Source organism: Geomonas sp. RF6 (assembly GCF_021044625.1).
GTDB lineage: Bacteria > Desulfobacterota > Desulfuromonadia > Geobacterales > Geobacteraceae > RF6.
In genome coordinates, this window is record NZ_CP087999.1 from 4,683,586 (window position 1) to 4,707,184 (window position 23,599).

Genomic DNA, 23,599 nt, shown 5'->3' on the forward strand with positions numbered 1-23,599 from the left:
CTACAACACGTCAACATTCCGCCGAGCTCTATGGAAAGGGGTACTCCATGTAGGCTGCCGTCCCTTGCGCGACTTCTTTCCCGAAAAGGGAGGCGACGACGTGGAGGCTCATGTCTATTCCCGCGCTGATTCCGGCTGAGGTCACCACCTTCCCTTCATCCACAAAGCGTGCGTCACGCAAGACCTCGCTTTCGGGAGCTATCTCGGCGAGGAGCCCGAAAGCACTGTGATGGGTGGTGCATCGCAGCCCGTTCAGAAGACCCGCCTTCCCGAGGAGCAGTGCCCCGGTACAGACCGAAAGCACCCTCTCGGCCCCCTGTGCCGATGTGACGATCCAGGAGAGGACCTCGTTGTCGTGCAGGAGGGGACGCGTCCCGCTGCCACCAGGGATGATCAGAATGTCCGGCACCGGCGCCTCCCCGAGGGCGTAGTGCGGGATCACCGACAGCCCGTTTCGGGCTCGTACCTCCCTCTTCTCTCCCGACACGGTGAAGATCTCCATAAGACCATATCCATTCACTTCATTGGTGACGGAAAAGACTTCGAACGGACCGGCAAAGTCCAGAACCTCCACATCATCGATTATGAGAATGGCTACCCTCTTTTTCTCTACCACGGCTCCTCCTGATCCTCGGAATGAATGGACGCCAACATTACCACCGCACGGACGGCATGTCCACCGCTTGTACCGGCGACCGGACCTCGCGATGCTATACTCCTGGTGGATTGAAGGACATCTCATCTTCGGGAGGAGCTCTTATGGCAAAGATTCGCGATATGGCAGTCGTCGTCACCGGAGCATCGAGCGGCATCGGCAGAGCGGTCGCCCTCCATGTCGCTGCGAAGGGGGGTACGGTCTGGCTCGTTGCCCGAAACAGAAAGTCGTTGCAGGTAGTAGCCAACGAATGCCGCAGCAAGGGGGGGATGGCAGTAGAACTGCCGGCCGACGTCACCCACGCCGAACAGATGCACGACGTGGCCCGACGGATGGTGGAATACTGCGGTCGCATCGACGTCTGGATCAATAATGCCGCTGTCTTCATCATGGGACGACTGGAGGAAATCCCCTCCCAGGCGGTACGGCGGGTGCTGGATGTCGATCTCCTCGGCTACTTCCACGGGGCACAGGCCGCCATCTCGGTCTTCCGGGAGCAGGGTCACGGCCTCCTCATCAACATCGGCTCCGTTGCAGGGCTGAGCGGCCAGCCATTCGCAGCCCCTTACGTCGCCGCCAAAGCCGGGATCGAGGGTCTGTCAAAGTCGTTGCGCATGGAGCTAAGGGACGTGCCGGGGATCCGGGTATGCACCATGCGCTTTCCCTCCATCGATACTCCGCTTTTTGGGCACGCCGCGAACTATACCGGACTCGAAGTGCGACCGCTTAAACCGGTTCTCGCGGCTGAAGCCGCCGCACGAGCCGTATTGCGGCTGATCCGGCACCCAAGAAACAGCGCCTATCTCGGCTGCAGAGCCCCTCTCCTCACGCGGATAGCAATGATGCCGGGAATCGGAGAAAAAATAATGGCGACCAAGGTAGACCGGGAACAGTTGGGTCCGGAGCAGGCGGCAACGCACGATGGGAACCTTTATCATCCGCCGGATGACAATTCCGTGTCGGGTGGATGGAGGGGTGGCAAAGCGCCCGCCCGCGGGATAGCTCTTGCCTCGGCCGCACTGGTTCTCGGGTTTTTCGCCGCGAGGCGCATGGCGCGGGCATGACGGCGATAACGCGAGCTCAAGAAATGGCGCCCTCGCGCCGGACGGCGGAGCAGGGATGATTCCCACGCCCCAACACAGCGACAAAAAGGCGGACTTGGTCGATGACTGTACCGAGACGTCGTGCGGCACTATCTACGCCCGGCGCGGCGGGATCGATCTGGCGGGAACGCCCGTCATCCTCGTGCACGGGCTGGTAGTCACCAGCCGCTACATGATCCCGCTCGCGTCGCGCCTCGCGGCGTACTTCCCCGTCTACGCTCTCGACCTCCCCGGCTACGGCAATAGTTCCAAGCCGGCTCTCCCTTCAGGGATGACAGAGTTGGCTGACGCCATCGAGGCGTGGTTGGAGGCAAAGCGATTCTCCCGTGTCCACCTGGTCGGCAACTCCATGGGGTGCCAGGTCATCGCCGACTTTGCCACCCGCTTCCCGTCCCGCGTCGACCGCATCGTTTTCCTCGGGCCGACAGTCGACCCGCACGCACGCTCCTTCTGGCGTCAACTCTGGCGGCAAATGGAAAACGCGCTTTACCAGAAGCCTCTCCTGCCGGTCATCGCTGCCGACTACTCTACCGTCGGCTTCAGGCGCTCCGTCGCCATTACCGCCATCACCCTCAACGACAGAGAAGAGGAGAAACTCCCCCGCATCCCTGTCCCCGTCCTGGTTGTAAGAGGTTCTCGCGACCCGGTCTGCCCCCAGAGATGGGCAGAGGAAGCGGTGCGCCTCCTCCCCCGCGGGGAGCTGCGCATTATCCCCGGCGGGCAGCATGTCCTCAACTTCAGCATGCCTCGGGAGGTCGTACGCGTGATGCTCCCCTTCCTTCATGCTGAGGCTGACATCTTTTCCTGAACTCCCACTCATACTTCTTGACCACATATAGTTTTTATCATATATTCAACAACAACTATACCCACCATTCATGCTGAAGAAGGAGGCACCATGCAAGAGCGTATCGTGGTCATCGGCGCAAACGCCGCCGGGGCGAAGGCAGCCGCCAAGGCGAAACGAATAAACCCTTCCGCTCAGGTCACAGTTGTCGACCGCGGAAGCTTCATATCGTATGGCGCCTGCGGCATTCCCTACTACATCTCCGACACGGTCGCGGACGTGAAGGATCTGATGTCGACCCCGGTGGGGGTCGTCCGCGACGTCCCCTTCTTCAGGAAGGTGAAGGGGGTCGAGGTCCTCATCAGGACCGAAGCGATCGGGGTGGAGCGCCAGAAAAAGCTGGTGCACCTTGTCGAGCTGGAAAGCGGGCGAACCTTCACCCTCCCCTACGACACACTCATCCTGGCGACCGGCAGTTCCCCCCTCGTCCCTCCCCTTTCCGGTCTTGACCTCTCAGGGATCGTCACGGTGAAGTCGATAGAGGACGCGCAGCGCCTGAAGGAATTGGCACAACCGGGGAAGCGGGCCTGCGTTGTAGGGGGGGGACTGATCGGGCTGGAGACGGCTGAGGCCTTTCAGATGAAGGGGATGGAGGTCACCGTTGTGGAGATGCGGGAGCAGCTACTCCCTGGTCTGTTCGATCCCGAGATGGCCTATCTGGTGGAGAAGAAACTCCGTCAAAGCGGCGTGGAGGTACATACATCCTGCAGCCTCACGGGGTTCACCGGAAAGGGAAGCGTTGCCTCCGTTCTCACCAGCACGGGTGAAATCCCCACTGACCTGGTCGTACTGTCCCTTGGGGTGAAGCCGAACGGCGAGCTCGCACAGGGGGCAGGGCTGGAGACGGGTGTGAAAGGTGCGATAGCGGTCGACGACCATATGCGCACCAGCGATCCCGACATCTATGCCTGCGGAGATTGCTGCGAATGCACCCACCTCGTGACAGGAAAAAAGGTCTATCTCCCACTCGGCAGCACTGCCAACAAACAGGGGCGGGTGGCGGGGATCAACGCAGCTGGGGGTGACGCCAGGTTTCAAGGAGTGATCGGCACGGGCATCATCAGGGTGTTGAGCATAAATGCCGGCAGGACAGGACTGACCGAGGCGCAGGCCAGGGCGGAAGGGTACGAGGTGGCGACGGTCCTCTCCCCTGCCCCGGATCGCGCACACTTCTTTCCCGGTGCCAAGCCAATAGCTTTGAAGCTGGTAGCCGATCGCGGCACCGGCAGGCTCCTGGGGCTGCAGGCGGTCGGTGAAGGGGCCGTCGACAAGAGGGTCGACGCGGCGGCCACCGCCATCACCTTCAGGGCCACGGCGGAACAGATCTCGCAGCTCGATCTGGCCTACGCTCCACCGTACTCCGCCGCGATGGACAACCTCATCGTTGCCGCCGATATCCTGAAGAACAAGATAAGCGGGGAGGCCCGCGGCATCTCCCCGATGGAAGTAAAGCGAAAGCTCGACGAGGGGGAGGACTTCGTCCTGCTCGATGTACGCTCTCCGGCGGAACACGCTGAGGTCGCCATAGAGGGTGCGAAGCTCATCCCGCTCGGCATGCTGCGCGAGAAGCTCGACACGCTCCCAAAAGACAAGGAGATCGTCACCTTCTGCAAGATCAGTCTGAGGGGGTACGAGGCGCAGAAAATACTCGACGCAGCAGGGTTTCCGAGGACGTCCTTCATGGATGGCGGGATCCTTACCTGGCCTTACCAGCTCATACGGCCGCAGGGGTAGCCGGGTGCAGGCTGGGTGACGCAGCGCGAGTGGGTGGTGAACGCACCCACTCGCACTTTCACTCTCTTCCTTCAGCGTCGGACGGCGCTCCGTCTCCCGGAAGGGATTTGGTGTCACATTCAACCACAGCCAGCGCCTTCTCCCCCACGAGAGCCAACGCAACCTTCTTTCGGGCGCTCGCCACCAGCCTCTGGACCGTGCCGCGCGAGACCCCCATGGAGAGACCCGCTTCCTCCTGGGTCTTCCCCTCACCATCACAAAGGTGCAGCGCCTCGAGCTCATCATGCCCGAGCCGTATTACCTCCAGGTCCGCCATCTGAACCCCTGCGGGCTTGAACACCGTTCCGCACCCATCCTTGTGGCGGCAACTGCAGATCCTCGCCTTGCGCGGCCGCGGCATCAGTGTGAGCACCCTGAGCCATGGCCGTGTCCATGACCATGCCCGCCACGACAGGTTTGTCCGGGCTCGAACTCGGGGAGGGTGCTCGCCTTCAAGAGCGGTACATTACCGCCGACGGTCGCCTCCTTCGCCTGGTAAACCCGCATCCCGGCCGCATGCAGCTTCTGCAGAGCACCGAGCCCGATGCCGCCGACGACGACTCCGTCGACGCGCTCACCACCGAGTGCGGCAATCGGATTGCAGCCGCCATGATCGTGAATGCGGTTGGCGTTCTGAATGGCAGCCACATCGCTCGTTGCCAGATCGACGACGAGAAATACCGGCGCCGATCCGAAGTGCCCGAAGATCTCGCTCTCCATCCCGTTGTCTTCTGCTACAGGAAAACAGACTCGCATCATGCACCTCCCGTTAAAATTGAGTATATGCACAGAATATACACCGGACACCACATGTCAAGGTAAGAAGGGAAGCGTTATGTGGCCCCGACTAGCCGCGGGAAATTGTAGGAATGTAGGCCGGAATAAGCGGAGCGTTTCCGGCATAAGGCAGCGAGCTCTGTTAGGGGGGCACAAGGTAGCCTCTTACAGGAGCGCCAGCGAGAAAGCCGCCCCCGCGAAAACGACGAGGAGAAGATCGACCTTGCGCAGCAGCGCGCAGAAGGCGACAAGCGCGAGGATTCCTCTCTTCGCGTCCCACGGGATCTCCAGAGAGAACTGGTACGTCACGTAAAAGAGGAGGCCTACGAAGCACGCCATGATCCCCCTGGAGGCGCAGGCAAAGAGTTGTGAAGACTTCAGGCGGGCAAAGTACGGCTCCGAGAGTATCAGGAGGATAAAGGAGGGAGAAAAGGTTGCCAAGGTCGCAGCTACCGCGCCGGCAACACCGAAGAGGAGGTAGCCGATGAAGGTCCCGGTAATGCTGATCGGCCCCGGCGTCACCTGCCCCAGTGCGATGCCGTCGATGAACGCCTTGCTCTCGAGCCAGCCTCGGGAGACGAACTCGTGATGCATGAGGGGAAGGGCTGAGAGACCGCCCCCAAAAGCGAGGAAATTGATCTCCAACATCCGGGCCGAAAGGGTGAAAAGCCGCGGGTGCGCGAACCAGAGAGCGGCCAAGCCCACACCAACGCACGCAGCAGAGATCACCACACGCTTTCTCACCGTACTGTCACCGGCTTCCGGTACGGGAGAGGTGGCGGGGGTGGCACGGAAAATGACCATGCCTACCAGGGCGCTGGCGCCGATTACCGCAGCGGCATTAATCTTCAGGTAGAGAAGCCCGGCGCAAAGAAGGGCGATCGCGACACCCTTCACGCTTTTCACGATGTCCTTCCCGAAGGTGCACGCCGCGTGCGCGACGATCGACACCACGATGACCTGGAGACCGCCGAAGAGGGAGACCACCTCCGTGATCGAACGGGATGCGGCGTAGAAACGGGAGAGGAGGAGCATGAGAAAAAAGGCGGGGAGGCCGAGGCCGAGGTAGGCGAGCGCCGCCCCCCTTACGCCCTGCGCCTTGAGCCCCACATAGGCAGCGACCTGCATCGCGGTGGCGCCGGGAATGGATTGGGAAAGTACGACACCGTCCTTGAAGGTGGCAGCATCTACCCACTTTTTCCTCACCACTGCGAGTTCCCGAACGTGGGCGATGATCGCCGGCCCTCCAAAGGCGGTGCACCCGAGCTTCAGGAACTCCCAGAAGAGCTCGCGTCCCCCCTCTGCCTTTTCCTTAGTCTCCGTCACTGGGAGATCCTGCTCGCAAAACTTCATCGCAACCTCTTAGCGAAGCTCACAAAAGAAAAAAGGCCGAACCCTGTCATCGAGTTCAGCCTCAAAGAATGCGTCAGCCGTGCAACCGGCTGGAATCGGTACGGGCAGCGTGCCCGGTGCGTCGCTGCCGCCGCATCATGACGGCGGCGCGTGCCCTGCAGCATGAGGCTGCACACTTCTAGTTGATTTCACAGCCCCTGTCAACGAAATCTTCGGCGCCGCAGGGCCATACGCTGACGCGGTTGCGACCGGCCTGCTTCGATACATACAGAGCCCGGTCCGCCGCCTCGATAAACCAGGAGACCGTGCTCGACCTCGTCACCGGTGCCCCCACGACCCCCAGACTGATGGTGACGCAGTCAGCGACCTGCGAGGTCTGGTGCGGCACGTGGATCCTCATCATCTCCTCGCGCAGCTTTTCCGCCAGGAGCGAGGCGGCATGAGGCGGGGTATCGGCCAGTATGACCGCAAACTCCTCTCCCCCGAAGCGCGCCACCAGGTCACCGGCACGCCTGAAGACGGTGCGCATGGTGTTTGCCACCACCTTCAGGCAGCGGTCACCGGCAAGATGGCCGTACGCGTCGTTGTAGCGCTTGAAGAAGTCAACGTCGCACAGAATGAGCGACAGGCATTGCCCGGTATGGCAGGCACGCCGCACCTCCATCTCCAGCACCTCGTTGAAGTGCCTGCGGTTGGCAAGGCGAGTGAGACCATCCTCGATGGCGAGCTTTTGCAGATCCTGGTTTTTCCTGCTGAGCTCCGCGGCCAATTGCTGCAGGAGATCGCGGCTGCGTTTCAATTCGAGGTGGTTCCTGACGCGCGCCTTCACAATCGGCGTGCTGACGGGCTTCAGCATGTAGTCTATGGCGCCGCATTCCAGCCCCTTCGCCTGGTCCGCCTCTGTACTCATGGCGCTGACGAAGATTACCGGCACATCCTTTGTCTTTGCGCTCCTCTTCAGTTCCTGGCAAACCTCGTAGCCGTCCATCTCCGGCATCATCACGTCGAGAAGAATCAGGTCGGGCGCCTCACGGTTCGCGATCTGCAGTGCATCAGCACCGCAGTTGGCCGAGTAGATCTTGTAATCGTGGTGCAGTATCCCGCGCAGAATCTCTATGTTTGTCTGCGTGTCGTCCACGATCAAAAGCTTTTGCATGTCTGTTCCCATCTCTACCCGCCGAATGTCATCTGATGCAAAGCCTGTGCAGCAACCGGAGGTCGAATTCCGGAAAAACGCGAAGAAGGTTCGTGTATGGTATCGACAGAATCGACAGCGGCTTTAGCTTATTCATGAAACTATTTCGGCACCCTCCGCTACCGTCCACAGCGCGTCCCTCAGACCAGATTTGCGGTCGACCTTGCGCGAAACCGCCCCCAGAAAAACCTCCTCGTCCCCCCAGATCTCCACAGAGCTCTTTGCCCTGGTTATTCCGGTGTAGATGAGTTCCCGGGTCAGCGCCTCAGTCTCGTGGGCGGGGAGGACCATGAGGACCTTGTCGAACTCTGATCCCTGGCTCTTGTGTACCGTCATGGCAAAGACCGTGTCGTGCGCGGGGAGGCGCACCGGCGAGACCTTGCGCACCCCTCCATCGGGTGACGGAAAGAAGACGCGCAGCGCCCCCTCCCCTTCCTGGTCGGGCAGGACAATCCCGATGTCTCCGTTGAAGAGCTTCAGGTTGTAGTCGTTCACCGTGATCATGATCGGCCTGCCGCTGTACCAGCGGCTCCCCTTTTGGATCAACCCTTTTTCGGAGAGGATCTCCTCCACGAGATCGTTCATCCCTGTCACCCCGTACGGACCCTGACGCAGCGCGCACAGGATGCGGAATGAGTCGAAGCGCCGCAGCGCTTCCTCGGCAGTGGAGGCGCAGAGGTACCCGCGATAGCCGGTGATGACCTGCTCGGTCAGCGATTTCTTGAGCCGCTCCGGCGCGGGGACGGCCTGCCACCTCACATCATCTCGACCTTCCCGCAAAAGGGAGAGCGCGCTCCTCCCCTCCCCTGCATTTACTGCGCGGGCCGACGCTCCGATACCGCTTTCGGAGCCGAAGCGGTAATTTTTCTTCAGGACGACGAGGGAATCGGTGAGGCACGATCCCGGTTCGTAGGGGGGCAGGACCTCCCCGGCAACGCGCTCGGCAAAGGCTGAGAATGCTTCAGAGAACGGCTCCCGCCGCCCGCCGCCGCAGATATCCCCAAGCGCAGCCCCCGCCTCCACCGACGCGAGCTGATCCCTGTCGCCCAAAAGGATAAAACGAGCGTCAGGCTTCAGAGCTGTAGCGAGCTTCGCCATGAGCGGCAAGGCGACCATCGATGCCTCGTCGATGATGACGACGTCGAAGGGGAGCGGGTTATCCTCGGAGTGGCGAAAGCGGAAGGAGCCCGCGCGCACCCCCAGGAGACGGTGGATGGTGCTGACCTCCTCCGGTATGAGCGCCCTGATCTCGGCGCTCGTGTCGAGCTTCTCCTTCATCCCCCGGATCGAATCCTTCAGACGCGCAGCAGCCTTTCCGGTCGGCGCGGCAAGGGCGATGCGCACCTTCTTTCCCGCCGCCTGCTCAAGGAGAAGCGCAAGGATCTTCACGACGGTGGAGGTCTTCCCGGTGCCGGGCCCTCCGGAGATGACGCTGAACCTCTTTCTTACCGCGGCAAGGGCTGTGAGCTTCTGCCAGTCCACCTCCCCCGGCGACGCGGGGAAAAGCCTGCCCACACCGGCGGCGAGAAGTGGCTCGTCGACCCCGTCCTCCAGGCAGGCCGACTTTTCCCTGATGACCCGCACCAGATCCCGCTCGTATTTCCAGTACCGGTACAGGTAAAGCCGCCCGTCCTCGTCAAGGACGAGGGGGCGAAACTCTCCCGGAGAGCCCACGACCGAAGTCTGCGAGAGGTGCCCCCGCAGCTCTTCCAGCGACGGGACAGGATAGAGTTCCCCGTCGACCTCGATCTCCGCGCCTGCGATGTCGCCGAGGTTGAGGCAGATATTGCCTCCGGCGACGGCGTTGCTGGCGAGGGAGACGGCGTGCCAGAGCCACGGGCTTGCCGACCCCGCCTCCCTGGCAATGAAATCGGCAAAGTGCCTGTCGGTGGCATTGAGTACAAAAGGTGTGTTCACCGCTTACCCTCCGGCCTCGATGAGGCAACTTGTCAGCTCGTCGATCATCTCCCGCGGCGGCGTATCCCTGAAGATGCCGAATTCCTCACCGCGGTCCTTCCGCACGCCGCGCAGGAAGAAGTAGAGGACTCCACCGAAGTGGCTCTCGTAGCTGTAGCCCGGTACGCGGAGCTTCAGGAAACGGTTCAGCGCCACGGTGTACAGCAGGTACTGCAGGGGGTAGAGCTTCTGCTCCATGGCACCGGCCAGACGCTCGGGGCGGTAATCCTCCACCTGGTTACCCAGGTGGTTGGACTTCCAGTCCACGAGGTAGAAGCGCCCGTCGTGCTCGAAGACAAGGTCGATGAAGCCCCGCACCATCCCCTTTGCGGGGCGAAACCTCAGCTGGGAGCAAAGGGCGAGGAGGTCCACCGCACGGTGCTGTCCGCTCCATTTCTGGAAGTAGCTCTTCAGGTTCCCGGAGGTAACAAAGCGCAATGGAAAGAAAAACTCGAGCTCGCTCAGCCATTTGTCCTGCTGGAGGTCGGAGAGGGAAAAAGTACCCCCCGGGGCGGCAAGGGGGGCCGTCACCACGTTTCGCACCATGGAGCTGATGGACGGAGCCCACTCGTCGCTGAAGTGATGCGCCTCGAGGCATGTCCGCACCAGATCCGCCGTCTTCTCCTCGGAAGCTCCGGCAAAATCGAGCTTCTCGAATATCTCGTGCAGGAAGATACCGGCGCGGGCGCCGCGCGGGAAGGTAAAGATGCTCATCCCCTGCGGCTCCGGAGGAGGGGCGGCGGGAATCTGCGCCTCACCCTCGCCGCTCTGGTCGCGGTCCGGAAGTTCCGCGCCCCCGTCGTGCGCCGCAAAGGAGGTAAAGCTGGAAACGCGCCAGTCGCGGTCGATGTGACGGCTGAAGGAAAGCGCGCTGAACGCCTCCTCACCCCCCTTCATGGGAGAGAAAGGCTCCGCATCCGGCTCGGGCAAGGGGGAGACGGAGATCGCCCCCGGATTGCGCCCCGCCACGTCCCGGAGCTGCTGCACCATACCGGCACAGGAGAGCTTCTTTACCTCTCTCGCGAGGCTCCCCACCACGTCGGTTGAGGTGCGCGTCTCGGTGGAGGCATGGAAAAGATAGGCAAGGGGGGAGGTCTCCGGCCGGTTGCGCCCGGTCTTGTCGGCAATCCTCCCGCCAACGACATAGCAGCGAAACTTGGCCCGGGTAAGCGCCACATAGAGGAGGCGCAGGTTCTCCGCGAGGGACTCCTTCTGCGCCAGGAGCTCGTTGCGGGAGCGATCGGGTGAGCCGAAGTCCTTGATGAGGCGGTAATCGTCGTGGAAGGTGATGATCTCGTCGCCGGAGCGGATCCCCCCCCACAGGAAGGGGCAAAAGACGACGGGGTACTCCAGCCCCTTGCTGACGTGGATGGTGAGGATCTTCACCGCCTTCTCGTCGGTCTCCAGGCGGATCTGGTACTCCTCCGCGGCATCCTCCGCGCTTATCCGCTCCCCGAACCAGGTGACGGCACCCTCCGCGCCGAGACTCCTCTCCTGGGTGGCGGCGTGCAGAATCTCGAAGCAGTGCAGGAGGTTGGTGAGTCGCCTCTCGCCGTCGCTCCTGGCAAGGAGCCTTCCGCGCACCCCTTCCCTCGACATAAGCGCCTGCACCATGACCATGAATCCGCGCTCGACCCAGAGCTGGTGGTACTCGCGAAACCTCGCCAGCCACTCTTCCCAGCGAGGCTCGTCCTCCAGAAGTTCCGCGATGCCGTCGCCGCTCACCCCGAGGATGTCGATGACGAGCGCGGCGCGCACCTTCGGCTCGCTCCCCGGAGATGCGAGCGCGGCGAGAAGGGTACAGAGCTCGCGCGCCTCGCGGCTGGTGAGAACGCTCTTGTCGCTGCGCATGACGCTCGGAATGGAGAGCGCGGAGAGCGCCTCCTGCATGCAGGCGGCCTGCCGGTGGCTGCGCACGATGACTGCGATGTGTTCAGGAAGAAGGGGCTTTTCTCCGATGAGCGCCTTTCCCTGCGCTCCATCCCTCAGAAGGCGTGCGATCTCGGCGGCGACCGCTCCGGGGACGATGTCGTTTGCCACCCCCACATTCACTTCCCTGCCGTTGTGCACCTCCGGGAGATGCCAAAGCTGCAGCGGCGCGTCGTCGGCGTCGGGGAGGACCAGGCGGTCCCCCCCTTCCTTCTTCCCGTACTTCACCGGATGGTAGGAGATCTGGCCGAAGATGAAGGGACGGAGGTCGTCTTCAAAGACGGTATTGAAGGCATCGAGGAGGCGCGGAGTAGAGCGCCAGTTGCTGGTGAGGGTAAAGCGGCGCTCTTCCTCCACATCGGCGGCCGCCTCTAGGTAGGCGAAGATGTCCGCACCGCGAAAGCTGTAGATCGCCTGCTTCGGATCGCCGATCAGAAAGAGGGGTGAGTCGGCGTCCGAGTAGATGGTGCGAAAGATGTCGAACTGCACCGGGTCCGTGTCCTGGAACTCGTCGATAAGCGCGGCGCGGTACTTTTGGCGCAGGGCAAGGGCCAGGTCGGCGCCCCTCTCGCTCTTGAGCGCATCGTAGAGGGAGGTGAGGAGGTCGTCGAAACAGCGGACGTTGCGCTCTCTCTTCCGTGCCGGAAGGCGTTCGCGGGCAAAGTCCAGAAGCTCGCACTTCAGCGCGAGGAATCTGCGCTCGAGAATGGTCAGTAGCTCCTCGCAACGCTCGAAGAAACGGTGCTCAGGAGCGGCTCCGCTCGGCTTTTTGCCTGCCAGGATGCCGCTCACGGTGAACTTCTCGAAGCCCGCGCAAACCTCGTACGGCTGCGCCCCGCGCAGGTAGCACTCCATCGCGTCGAAAAGCTCGGGGAGGGAGTCGGGATGATATTTCCCCTGCGCGCGGGAGAGCCCCTTGTGCGTCTCCAGGAGCTCCCTGACCTCTTCGTGCGCCCCCTGCCACAGAGCCGCCACTGCCGCAAATGCCTCCCGACACTCCGTCTCGAGCGCTGGAAGCCCGGCCAGATCGAAATGCGGCACCACCTCCAGCTTCGGGTTCCCGAGCATACCTTTGAGGAAGCCGACGAAGTAGGGTGGGGAAAGACCTTTGCGGAGGGCATAGCTCAAAAGAGGTGCAGGGTCGGCAAAGAAGTGGCTGCGCCAGAAGTCATCGACAATCTCCTGCAGGAGATCGGACTGGTCTGTGACGAGCTCCGTATCGTAGAGAGAGCCGCTCTCGAAGGCGTTATCCTGCAGAGCCCTGAGGCAGAAGCCGTGTATGGTGAAAATGGAGGCGAGGTCGAACGATTTGAGGGCGCGGTCGAGCCGGTCGCGTGCGACCTCCGGACACGGTCCCTTGCCGCTGGCGTTCTGCGCCAGTCCGGAGAGGAAGAGGTCATCGGTGGCGGCTCCGTCGAAAACGGAGAGGGCCTCGCGGATACGGGCGCGGATACGGCCGCGAAGCTCCTCCGTGGCGGCCTCCGTGTAGGTCACCACGAGGATCTTTTCCGGCGGGAGATCGAGCTCCACAAGGAGGCGCAGGTACAGGCAGGCGATGGCGTACGTCTTCCCCGTCCCGGCGCTCGCCTCGATGAGATTCCTGCCGGAGAGGTCAATATGTAGGTGATCGAGCTCTTTCATGGCACCCTGCCTTAAGGAGTAGTGGCGCATTCCGGCGGGACCTCCCGGATCGGCTCTGTCATGCCGGGAACGCCTTGCGGCTTATCCCGGCCTACAGGTCGGACATGTACATCTCGTCGTCCCCGGACTACGCCTTCTGTTGCGTTCTCAAACTCGTTCCCAAGCTCCAGCTTGGGGACGGAATTGCCAGCGAGGCCCAGCCTCGCCTATTGCGCCAGCGACCCACCGCTCACGCGGATGCAAAGCCGGAGCTTTGCACCCAGGTGCGTTCCCAAGATGACCCTGGGAACGAGTTGTCTACTCGTTCCCAAGCTCCAGCTTGGGGACGCAATTGCCCGCGAGGCTCAGCCTCGCCTCTTTCGACAGCGATAGATTATCCGCTGACGCGGATGCAAAGCCGGAGCTTTGCACCCAGGTGCGTTCCCAGGATGACCCTGGGAACGAGTTGTACGTGTTGTACGTGTTGTACGAGTTGTACATCCCATGGGGGCGTTCAGCCTTTCTTTGCGCCCTTTGCGTCTTTGCGGTTCGTGATTTTGCCTTTACGACCTGTGCTGCACGAGAGGACCCAGAAGCTCTTGTGCCAGCCGCTCGAAGCTCTCGTCCAGAGGGTCCTCTTCCTGCCCGAAGCAGAGCTGGAAGTGGGGATCCTCTTCCTCCCCCTTATAAAACCCCGTCTCCCACTTCTTCCGGGCCATCTCCACATCGCCGTTTCGGCAGACGTATTCCATGGAGGAGGTCGGAAAGAAGCGCAGTGGCATCTTCAGCCCTTCCCAGTAGCACTCCAGAAGGGAGGCGAGAAGCTCTGCTGCGTTCTCCACCGGCGCGAAGGTCACCACTGCATTTTTCATGATGACGATACTCTCCCGCGGGTACCCCTCCGGCGCAAATGCGTTCAGCGCGAGGTGCTCGATCCACCCCTTGATCTCGTCCTTTGCCTTCAGGTTGGCGCAGCGGTGCACGATCTTTCGCTTGCTCCAGATTCCCCCTACCCGCCCGGAAAGGCGGAAATCCCCCAGCACCTCATCGAAAACGAAGGGAGGAAGCTCCTTTTGCCCGGCACACTGCTCCTCGATCTTCTCCACGAGCGACTCAACCTCCGCGACGGCGTCGGCAAAGACGATTTCCCCATGGCGCGCAGGAGGGAGAAGACCGCGGCAGCGCGCTATGGTGCAGAAAGGATCGAGCTCTGCTCCAGCCAGCTTCTTTTCCAGGAGCTCCTGGTTGAGCCCGTATGCGTCGAGCCCGTCCACCGCAAAGACTTCTCGCTCAGGAAGGGGCGTTGCCACGTCCTCGAGCCTTATCTCCAGCCGGTTTTCCAGAAGAAAACGCGCCGGATTGGCGAAAAAACGCACCAGCTGCAACAGATCCACCTCGCGCATCTCTCTCGGCGGCTCCTTGAGCGGCGCTGAGATGAATTCGGTGCGGGAGGCGACGGCTGCCGCGGCTTCCTTCACTGCATCGCAGTTTTCCGTCGAGTAGCTGAAGAGCCCGGAGCCGTCGAAGTAGCTTCGGCTGAATGCCTGCAGCCGGTGCTTTGTCACCAGCCGCTCCTCGACCTTTCGTCCCGGTGCCTCGAAGGAGCCCTCCACGGCATCGAGGAATTCGCTTACCACCACCGACGGTGGAATGGTGCTGTTGTCCTTGATGCTTTGCCCCACGTAGCTCATGTACAGATATTTTCGGGCCGAGAGGAGGCACTCCAGGAAGAGGTACCGGTACTCGTCCCGCGCCGACCGGTCGCCGCGCTGCGGGTCTTGCGCGATGAGATCGAAGCCGGTGGAGCGGCTCTGGGGGGGGAAGGCGTTGTCGCTCATGCCGACGAGCGCCACCACGGAAAAGGGGATCGATCGCATCGGCACCATCGCGCAGAAGGTCACCCCGCCGGTGAGGAAGCCGACACCCTGCTCGGCTTCGCTCAAGCGGGAGGAAATCCACGACCTGATGACGGAGAGGTCCACCTCTTCTGCAAAGGAGGTCCTCGCTGCGGCTTCCTCCAGCGACTGGACGATCCGGTTCACCGTCGCGACCTCGTGCGCGAGGTCGTCGCCTGTCTCCACGAAGTCGGCGATCATTTCCTTCAGGACACTTCCCCACTCGCGGAGAGAGCGCTTCCGGCAGAGGATGTCGCAGAGCTTCACCACGCGGCGGACGAACTCCGCAAACTTCCCGAGCGTCTCCGCGCTCCCCCCCTCCATCTCGTCGTAGGGGAGGATGCCGTTGAAGAGCTGGTGCCCCTCCTCCGGCATGGCATATCCCAGGAGGAGCCGGTCGAGCCCGGCGCGCCACGAATTGTCCCGGTACGGCGGGAGCCCGAGCCCTGCGCGATGCTCCTCATCGACTCCCCAACGGATGCGGGTGTCTTCAATCCAGGAGCGCACCAGATCGAGCTCCTGCGCCTCCAGGTCGAAACGGGTCCGCACAGGGAGTGACTCGAGGATGTCGAAGACGCTGGTGACCGTGAGTCGCGTCCCCGGAAGAGCGAGGAGCTTTAGGAGCGCTGCGGCGACCACCCCCTGGCTTGAGAGGTTGCGGTCTGCGATGGAAAAGGGGATCCTTCTGGCGGGGTCCTGGCACCCGTCGAAGACCATGGAGATGTACGGCGCGTACCTCTCGATGTCCGTGGTCATCACCACGATATCCCAGCAGTTGAGGGTGGGGTCTTTATCCAGCAGGGAGAGGAGGTTGTCGTGCAGCACCTCGATCTCGCGCATGCGGCTGTGGCAGGAGTGGATCTGCACGGAGGCGTCATCCGGTGCGATGGTACGCCGCGGCCGGTCCCCTTCCCTGCCGCGCAGGTTGAGGACGTCGGACTGCAGGGCAGCCAGAAGGGTCCCGCTCCCCGGGTCCTCATAGAGGTCGGTATCTTCGGAAACGGCGCCGCAGGAGATCACCGTGTTGGAAAAATCGCGCGCCAGTCTGCCAAGGGAAGCGAGGAGCGGGTTTCCCTCCACAAGATACTCCCGCGCCTCAGGAGCTCGGCGCGCCTTTTCCCGGGCCGAGACAATGTCGACCCAGTACTCGCGGCAGGGGCTCAGCAGGAAGAGATGAACATCCCTGTGCTCGGCGACCTGCGCCAGCAGGTCCATATGGTAGTTCGGCAGATAGGAGATGCCAAAGACGGTGATCCTCTCCGGCAGCGCGTTGCGGCCGATCTCCCCCTCGGCCAGAAGCTTGAGGAAGTCCTCCTTGAGCCTCGCACGATGCTGGCCGTTGCCGCAGCGGGCAACCTCCCGCCACAGTATCTCCTGCCAGTCGCCACCTTCTGCACCTTCCCACGAGAGAAGGAGATCAGGGCGAAAGACGGTATATTCCTCGAAAACGCCGGCAATCTTCCCCGCGAGCTGGAAGCGCTTCAATCCGTCGCGGTCGTCCCGGAGGTAGTGCCTCAAGGGGGCGAACTCAGGACGGTTGAGGAAGAGCGGAAGAAGCATCATGATCTTCCACGCCATAAGGTCGGGATTGAAGAAAGAAGTTTCCGACAGGTTCGGAAGGGTCTTTCTGAAGAGCTCCCAGACCATGACCTTGGGGAAGAAATACTTGCAGTTCGCCCAGATGCCGAGCCTCTTCGCCAACTCCATAGCGGCCCAGCGCTCCATCCCCTTGCTCTGCACCACGAGGAACTCGGGGGCAAAGGGGGAGGACAATGGTTTCGCGAGAACGCCGGAGAGGGCGTCGACGAGGTTCTCCATCCTGTTGCTGGTGTAAATCTTTAGGGGCATGAGAGAGTCCTCCTCTCCTGGCAGTCCGTTCTTATCCTGCAGCAAAGTGTAGCGAAGGGAATCCGCTGAAATGACATAGTAAGTCGCATGAACCACCCGGGACAAACAGTTGAAGCCGCGCTGGAGGATAGGCTTCCAGCCTGTCCCGCGGCGCCAGCCGTGTCATCTGTGGCGGCTGCGCCGCCAACGCAGGCAGGGATGCCTGCGCTCCAGCGTGAGGCGACCTGGCGTCCGCAGAAGGAGAAGCTTGATCCTCGCGGACAAACAGTTGAACCCGCGCTGGAGGATAGGCTTCCAGCCTGTCCCGCGGCGCCAGCCGCGTCATCTGTGGCGGCTGCGCCGCCGACGCAGGCAAGGATGCCTGCGCTCCAGCGTGAGGCCACCTGGCGTCCGCAGAAGGAGAAGCTTGATCCCCGCGGACAAACAGTTGAACCCGCGCTGGAGGATAGGCTTCCCAGCCTGTCCCGCGGCGCCAGCCGCGCATTGTGTGGCGGCTGCGCCGCCGACGCAGGCAGGGATGCCTGCGCTCCAGCGTGAGGCCACCTGGCGTCCGCTGAAGGAGAAGCTTGATCCCGGGCGCCAACCGCTGTAGCCGGCCTGGAGGATAGGCTTCCAGCCTGTCCAGCGGCGCCAGCCGCGCATTCTGTGGCGGCTGCGCCGCCAACGCAGGCAAGATGCCTGCGCTCCAGCGCGGCCACTTGGCGTTTGCAGAAGGTGGGCTAACCTTCTGGCACTACTGTCTACTCCGCTGCCTCCGCCTCACACTTCTCCACTACTTCTTTGAGCCAGGCAATCTCTGCGGGGAGGAAGCTTTTGGAAAAGTCGGTGCCTACGTTCAGCGCCCAGTGCAACTGGTCCATGGTGCTCGATGCCAGAAGGTATCCGGGGACCTCCACGTGGGGCACTTTCGACCCTGCCCAGCCGTAGAGTCGGTCGGCGGAGTCAAAGAGCATGAGGTATTCGGAGCCGCCGGCTTCGATGACGAGGGGACAGGCTGCGGATGGGTCGGCGTCAGCGGAATCGTCCTCCATGGTGGGAACAAAGAAGGTGGCGTTGAGAAAAAGGTCGTAGTACTGCGACTGTCTCTCGGCGTCGTTCATGTCCTCACGCAGGGAGACGAGGGCGTTGTCAAGTTCGGTCATCGTGGGGGCGGTCCTTTCGGATAACTGGGGAGTACTGCCGGATTGACTCTGGGAGTTTCCTGTCGCAGGCATGACGCTGGCGCCGCAGAGTATCACTTACTCAGGCGTCAAACAACGAGATTCTGCGGCTGTCGGTTCCGTGAACCGGAGTGGACGCACTCCTGGAGTGGGTTGACCTGGAAGAGCGTGGCGGAAAATGAGAGGGGAAAAAGGAGAGTATCAGGGACGCCTCGGCGAGGCGTCCCTTTCGAAAGGGACGGCGGTGCAGGCTAGTAAAAAAGAGGGGGTTTGAGGGGGACTACTCCGTTCCGGTCGCAAGAAGCGAGGTCGCCGTCTGGTCGACTCTGGCTTTCACCACCTTCTGCTTCGGCTGCAGAGGCGCCTTCCTTGCTTTCAGCTTTGCTGCCCTGATTTCCCTGGCCTTCGCCAGATTATCGGCCAGCCCCTTCTCAGCCGCCATCTGACGACGCGCATCAGAGAAGCTCTTCGCTGCCAGCGACTGCTTGGAATCGATGCCGTGCTTCTTGCGGTACTCCTTCGGTTTCATCTTGTGGGTGGTCTGCAGATGTCTCGACAGTGTCTTGAAGCCACCTTTGCCGCACTCGAGACAGACGATTTCGTGCTTCCGGAATGCCTCTTTGACAGTGAGCGCGGTCCTCCTTTCTGCAGGATCATCAGACAGGTTGGCGGATTCAAGATTTCTAAGGGCAGCATATACCCTTCCAATTTCAGCGACGAGTTCATCGGTGGTCATAGCCGAATTTGACGCATGAGCAGAAACTACTTGCGCTGCCACTTCAACGAGCGTCGACATAAACGTAGCCCTCCATGCATAAATTTTTCTTAATATATTCAATGATGGTCTTTCCCTTGTCAATGAGTTTTTTTCCTTAGGCATAGATGAAGACTGTGAAGTTGCTTCTGAGGATTCTATGTCACGCCCCGCTGACAGAGGCTCTCTTCCACTCTGGGAGGTATCGTGAAAAAATCACATCTGTGAGAAACAGAGGCACAGAAAGTATCCTCTATGAGGGGACTCTGCTCGATACTTGACAGTTGCTGTCAATCCCATCCCGTATACACCCATGTTATACAGTTGGGCATGAGGAAGCGTTTTCTTCGGGCGCTGGACTTGGTGGTGGGAAGGAAAGCCCGGAACGACGCTGTTCCGGAGCCGTACCAAGGAAGGCAGGATTACTGATTCGGGGTGTAGATAAGGCAGGAAGCGCTCTTTTTCTTCACGATGTCGCCAGGTTTAACCTCTCCCTCCAGGACCTGCGCCTCGAAGTAGTGCTCTCCCTCGTACGACAATACCTTTACCTTCCCTACCTTCCTGCTGGTGGTATGCCCGCCGGCCATCGTCTCCCGGTATACCGGGATCACGTCGTTGAGGCAGATCTCTTTCTTCACATCGGAGGTACCGCTGTGAAAAAGGTGCACCGTCCCCCCTTCCTTCATCACCACTTCGCCTTTCCGTTCGGCGGCATTGGCAGCAACAGGGGCGGCCAGCAGCGCCGAGAAGAGCAGGGTAAATGCCATCTTTGTAATTCGGTCCATGAGCGTCTCCTTTCTTTCTCCTTTGCAGTGGATTTTCAGGCGGTAAGGACTTGAAATGCCTCCCGCTCTCCTAAACGCTATCAACGCCCAGATGTAATGTCAAACGTGGCACATGCCATAACCGCCCTGAAATATAACGATTCCAGGACGAAGGGAACCGGAACGAAAAGTGCTTTAATTGACAACAGCACCTGCGTCTTATAATGTAAACATCCAGCATCGATTCTCCCGGGAGGAAAGCTATGAACGACGTCGAGGCAGCAATAAAGACAGCGATCCAGACTGAAAAGAATGCCATGAACTTCTACCAGATCGGCGCGGAGCAGATGAAAGATCCGGAAGCGAAGCGTCTCTTCGAGCAGCTCGCCAAGGAGGAGAAAGAGCACGCGGCCCAATTCTACAGGGAGTATCACGGCAATGACATCCCCTCCTTCGACGGATTCATGGCAACCCCGCCGGAATACGCTTCCGTATGGGTTGGATCGATCAGGAAGCTGATCGGAGACGACTTCACCGAAGAGCGCGCGCTGGAACTGGCGATGGAAAGGGAATCGAACCTGGAGAGTACGCTGCGGCAGACTGCGTCAAAGCTCACGGATGATGCCGTAAGGGCGGTCTTTGAGCGCAACGCCGATGAGACTCGCAATCACTACCTGACCATCGAGTCGGAGTACGCGAGAATCATGAAGATGGTGCACGAATCGGACATTGATATCTTCGTGCGAGAGTAGTTGTCCCCTCTTCGCTTGAGTATGGCGCGTGCCTCGCCCGCGCGGCACGTTAGTTTTTTTTCTTGCCAACAAGTAACGAGAATGATATAAATTTCTTCGCTCAAAGCCGGAGTGGCGGAATTGGTAGACGCGCTAGATTCAGGTTCTAGTGAGGGTTCCCTCGTGCTGGTTCGATTCCAGTCTTCGGCACCAAAAGTTCAGGGTCAGCTAACTGCTGGCCCTTTTTTTTGTTCAAGAGAAGCTTGGCCGACGGCACGATCGATTCGGCGGGCTTGTCAACAGTCTGCCCCATCCCCACCCTGTCCCTCCAAAGGGAAGGGAAACGGCCCCACCATTCCGGCCGGTCTCATTCCATCCCATAAGGCGCCTGCCTCGCACGCTCTCCAGGCGGCTGCCCCCCGTCTTCACGCAGCGGCACATGCACCGCGATATAATTTTGTAGAAATGCGACAATAGGAGGGTGTTAGACAATCTGGCAGATTGTGAAGAGGTTTTTCCATGGCTGAACCGGATTCATTCCTTGCCTGCCATAAACTCTCCCCCAGGAAAGTACACCCTCCCCGTCACCCTGTGCTCATGCAACCGAGCCGTCTCCGCGCCGAAAACTCGCCCATTTACACCACACCGTCTACTGCGACTATGCCGTCTTGTGAGGTAGCAACGTGCGCTTAAAAGAGGACGCACACCCGGATATCATCACTGTCGCAGCGGCGTGCCACGCCATCGCCAGGGAGGCGACAGTCGTCGGGCTCTGTGCCACCGTCATCAGGCTCGCGGTCGAAGATTCCGGCGCGCTGACCGGCTACCTTCTGCTCGCGGAGAAGGGTGAGTTGCAGGTAACGGCAACAGCTGTTGCCGATCGGGAAAGGGTCCGCGTTCAGATGGAGAGTTTCGTCCCCTCCCCCACCGTCTTGCCGCTTGCGGCGGTGGACTTTGCGAGGGGATCGAAGCAGAAGGTCGTGATCGATGACACCTCCCGTCCCCACCTTTTTTCCGAAGATGACTATTTCTCCAGAAAAAAGGGGGGCTCCTTTGCCTGCATCCCGATCGTGAGGGATGACTCCACCCTCGGCGTGCTCTACCTGGAAAATGACCGTGCAGCTGGGGCCTTCGATGAAGATCGCATCCTTATCCTCGAGATCATCGCCGCCCAGAGTGCGGTAGCGCTGGAGAACATCTACAGCACCGAGAGGTTGAAAGGGCTGCTGGATGCCGCGCCGGACGCCATGGTCATCGTCGACAGCGATGAGGCGATCGTCATTGTAAATGCACAGACAGAGCACCTTTTCGGCTACAGCAGGGAGGAGTTGCTCGGCAAATCGATGCTTATTCTCATGCCGCGGCGCTACCGCGATGATCATACCTCTCACGTCGGGCGCTACAAAAGTGCGCCGCGATATCGCGCCATGGGAGAAAACGGTGAACAGCTGTACGCCCTGCGCAAGGACGGCAGCGAGTTCCCGGTCGATATAAGCCTCAGCCCCTTTTATCTTGACGACAAACTCCTTATTACCGCGGCGATCCGCGACGTGACGGAGCGCGTACGCGCAGACGAGGAACTGAAGCTCGCAGAGGCGAAGTACCGCGGCATCTTTGAAAACTCCGTCGACGGCATCTTCTATGCCTCGCCACAGAGGCATCTCATCGACGTCAACCCCGCCCTCGCCGCCATGCTGGGATATGAATCTCCTGCGGAGCTTCTCGCCGCCTGCGGCGACCTTCTGCATACCATAGAGGAGACGAAGAAAACCTGCACCCTTGCATCCGTGCTTCAGGATGGGGGGCACATGGAGAGGTTCGAGGCGCTGATATCGCGCAAAAACGGCGAAGTCATCAGCATCGTCGTGCAGGTGCGCGGCGTGCACGACGAGACCGGAAAGCTCCTGCATCACGTAGGTGTAGTTGAGGACATAACGGAGCGGAAGAAGGCGGAGGAGGCGCTGCGCTTCAGCGAGGCCCGCTACAGGACGCTGTACCGCGAAAACCCCACCATGATATTCACCGTCGACTCCAGCATGACCATCGTGTCGGCGAATCCCGCCTCCGCACGGCAGCTGGGGTACGCGGTCGAGGACATGGAAGGGCAGAAGATTTCCTTCTTCTTCCATCACGAAGATCGCGCCGACATCGTCAGCCAGATCGAGCGGTGCATCGCCAACCCGGGGCAGGTGTACACATGGCAGTTTCGGAAGCTCTGCAGAAGCGGGAGGACCTTGTGGGTCGAGGAACTGGGGCAGGCAACCTACGACCTCAACGGCACCATCAATGTCCTCATCGTCTGCCTCGACATAACCGAGCGCCTCACGGCGGAACGCGCGCTCAAGGAGAGCGAGCTAAAGTACAAGCAGCTTGCGGAGACGCTGGAACTGCGCGTGAAGGAGACGGTGGCCGAGTTGCGCCAGAAGGACAAGATGCTGATCGTCCAGAGCAGGCAGGCGGTCATGGGAGAGATGATAAGCAACATCGCGCACCAGTGGCGCCAGCCCCTGAACACGCTCGGACTCCTTGCCCAGGAGATGCACTATTACTACGCCCCGGAGAAGGGAACGAAAGAGGGGGCGGACGTAAACTTCCACAAGACGATGGAGATCATCAACCACATGTCCAAGACGATCGATGATTTCCGGAACTTCTTCAGGCCGGAGAAGGAAAAGGTCTACTTCAGGGTCTCCGAGAGCATCGAGAAGGCGCTGAACCTCCTGGAGGGGAGCCTCAAGGTGTCCCTGATAAAGGTCGAGGTGAACAAGGCGTCCGATCCTGAGGTGGAGGGATTTCCGAACGAGTTCTCCCAGGTGCTGATGAACATACTCATAAACGCACGGGATGCCTTCGCCTCCGTCAGGGTCCCCGATCCCACCATCACCATCGACGTTTTCGAGGAGGGGGGAAAGGCGGTCGTTACCATCACGGACAATGCGGGGGGCATTCCGGGGTGGGTCCTCGAGAAGATCTTCGAACCGTACTTCACCACCAAAGGGCCAGACAAGGGAACAGGTGTCGGCCTCTTCATGTGCAAGACCATCGTGGAGAAGAGCATGAACGGCACGCTGAGCGCCAGGAACGTGGAGGGCGGCGCCCAGTTCAGGATCGAATTCTGAGAGGTGAAGGCGTGTACCCCCCCGGATTCCGCTTGACAAGGGGATCGTCAGGGGATATAGATGAAAGCAACTTTCAATATCACACGATCAGATAAGCTGGAAGGACGTGTGCTGCAGGAA

The 23,599-nt window shown here is 60.8% G+C and carries 16 protein-coding genes and 1 tRNA gene; 6 read left to right on the forward strand and 11 right to left on the reverse strand.

Features of this window, described 5'->3' with window-relative positions; all coding sequences use genetic code 11:
* Positions 1 to 28: 28 nt before the first annotated feature.
* Entirely contained in the window at positions 29 to 616 is a 588-nt protein-coding gene (locus tag LPW11_RS19955) for a DJ-1/PfpI family protein (RefSeq protein ID WP_230995619.1), read from the reverse strand.
* Positions 617 to 759: 143 nt separating this feature from the next.
* Here LPW11_RS19955 and LPW11_RS19960 point away from each other — a divergent pair, with 143 nt between their 5' ends.
* The 3 genes from LPW11_RS19960 to LPW11_RS19970 all read left to right on the forward strand — a co-directional run bounded on the left by LPW11_RS19960 (position 760) and on the right by LPW11_RS19970 (position 4,339).
* A complete protein-coding gene (locus LPW11_RS19960; protein WP_230995620.1) occupies positions 760 to 1,719 on the forward strand; it encodes an SDR family NAD(P)-dependent oxidoreductase in 960 nt (319 codons plus the stop codon).
* Positions 1,720 to 1,813: 94 nt separating this feature from the next.
* Positions 1,814 to 2,566: an alpha/beta fold hydrolase gene (locus LPW11_RS19965; protein WP_230995621.1), complete on the forward strand. Its 753-nt coding sequence runs from the start codon at positions 1,814 to 1,816 to the stop codon at positions 2,564 to 2,566.
* A 90-nt stretch (positions 2,567 to 2,656) separates the two neighbouring features.
* Positions 2,657 to 4,339: an FAD-dependent oxidoreductase gene (locus LPW11_RS19970; protein ID WP_230995622.1), complete on the forward strand. Its 1,683-nt coding sequence runs from the start codon at positions 2,657 to 2,659 to the stop codon at positions 4,337 to 4,339.
* 58 nt (positions 4,340 to 4,397) lie between these two features.
* Here LPW11_RS19970 and LPW11_RS19975 read toward each other — a convergent pair whose 3' ends face one another.
* The 10 genes from LPW11_RS19975 to LPW11_RS20020 form a co-directional block, all read right to left on the reverse strand.
* Positions 4,398 to 4,739, reverse strand: coding sequence for a DUF134 domain-containing protein (locus LPW11_RS19975; protein ID WP_230995623.1), 342 nt, complete (start codon positions 4,737 to 4,739; stop codon positions 4,398 to 4,400).
* On the reverse strand, positions 4,739 to 5,137 hold the full coding sequence (locus tag LPW11_RS19980) for a NifB/NifX family molybdenum-iron cluster-binding protein (protein WP_230995624.1): 399 nt from the start codon (positions 5,135 to 5,137) through the stop codon (positions 4,739 to 4,741). Before LPW11_RS19980 ends, LPW11_RS19975 begins: the two co-directional genes overlap by 1 nt.
* A gap of 183 nt (positions 5,138 to 5,320) precedes the next feature.
* Positions 5,321 to 6,508, reverse strand: coding sequence for a chromate efflux transporter (chrA, locus tag LPW11_RS19985; protein WP_230995625.1), 1,188 nt, complete (start codon positions 6,506 to 6,508; stop codon positions 5,321 to 5,323).
* Positions 6,509 to 6,686: 178 nt separating this feature from the next.
* On the reverse strand, positions 6,687 to 7,664 hold the full coding sequence (locus LPW11_RS19990) for a diguanylate cyclase domain-containing protein (protein ID WP_230995626.1): 978 nt from the start codon (positions 7,662 to 7,664) through the stop codon (positions 6,687 to 6,689).
* A 132-nt stretch (positions 7,665 to 7,796) separates the two neighbouring features.
* On the reverse strand, positions 7,797 to 9,620 hold the full coding sequence (gene recD, locus LPW11_RS19995) for an exodeoxyribonuclease V subunit alpha (RefSeq protein WP_230995627.1): 1,824 nt from the start codon (positions 9,618 to 9,620) through the stop codon (positions 7,797 to 7,799).
* Between the two features lie 3 nt (positions 9,621 to 9,623).
* A complete protein-coding gene (gene recB, locus LPW11_RS20000; protein WP_230995628.1) occupies positions 9,624 to 13,229 on the reverse strand; it encodes an exodeoxyribonuclease V subunit beta in 3,606 nt (1,201 codons plus the stop codon).
* A gap of 542 nt (positions 13,230 to 13,771) precedes the next feature.
* The gene (gene recC, locus LPW11_RS20005; protein ID WP_230995629.1) at positions 13,772 to 16,951 is read right to left on the reverse strand and encodes an exodeoxyribonuclease V subunit gamma; all 3,180 of its coding nucleotides are present in this window, start codon (positions 16,949 to 16,951) and stop codon (positions 13,772 to 13,774) included.
* A gap of 740 nt (positions 16,952 to 17,691) precedes the next feature.
* On the reverse strand, positions 17,692 to 18,093 hold the full coding sequence (locus LPW11_RS20010) for an SseB family protein (RefSeq protein ID WP_230995630.1): 402 nt from the start codon (positions 18,091 to 18,093) through the stop codon (positions 17,692 to 17,694).
* 298 nt (positions 18,094 to 18,391) lie between these two features.
* Positions 18,392 to 18,907 (reverse strand): MucR family transcriptional regulator, encoded by a 516-nt coding sequence (locus LPW11_RS20015; RefSeq protein ID WP_230995631.1) that lies wholly within the window; start codon positions 18,905 to 18,907, stop codon positions 18,392 to 18,394.
* 380 nt (positions 18,908 to 19,287) lie between these two features.
* Entirely contained in the window at positions 19,288 to 19,650 is a 363-nt protein-coding gene (locus tag LPW11_RS20020; protein ID WP_230995632.1) for a hypothetical protein, read from the reverse strand.
* Between the two features lie 242 nt (positions 19,651 to 19,892).
* On the opposite strand from LPW11_RS20020, the gene LPW11_RS20025 reads away from it, so the two are divergent.
* The 3 genes from LPW11_RS20025 to LPW11_RS20035 all read left to right on the forward strand — a co-directional run bounded on the left by LPW11_RS20025 (position 19,893) and on the right by LPW11_RS20035 (position 23,479).
* Complete coding sequence (locus tag LPW11_RS20025) at positions 19,893 to 20,381, forward strand: ferritin-like domain-containing protein (RefSeq protein ID WP_230995633.1); 489 nt, start codon at positions 19,893 to 19,895, stop codon at positions 20,379 to 20,381.
* A 105-nt stretch (positions 20,382 to 20,486) separates the two neighbouring features.
* Positions 20,487 to 20,573, forward strand: a tRNA-Leu gene (locus LPW11_RS20030).
* Positions 20,574 to 21,043: 470 nt separating this feature from the next.
* Positions 21,044 to 23,479: a PAS domain S-box protein gene (locus tag LPW11_RS20035; protein WP_230995634.1), complete on the forward strand. Its 2,436-nt coding sequence runs from the start codon at positions 21,044 to 21,046 to the stop codon at positions 23,477 to 23,479.
* Positions 23,480 to 23,599: the final 120 nt, after the last annotated feature.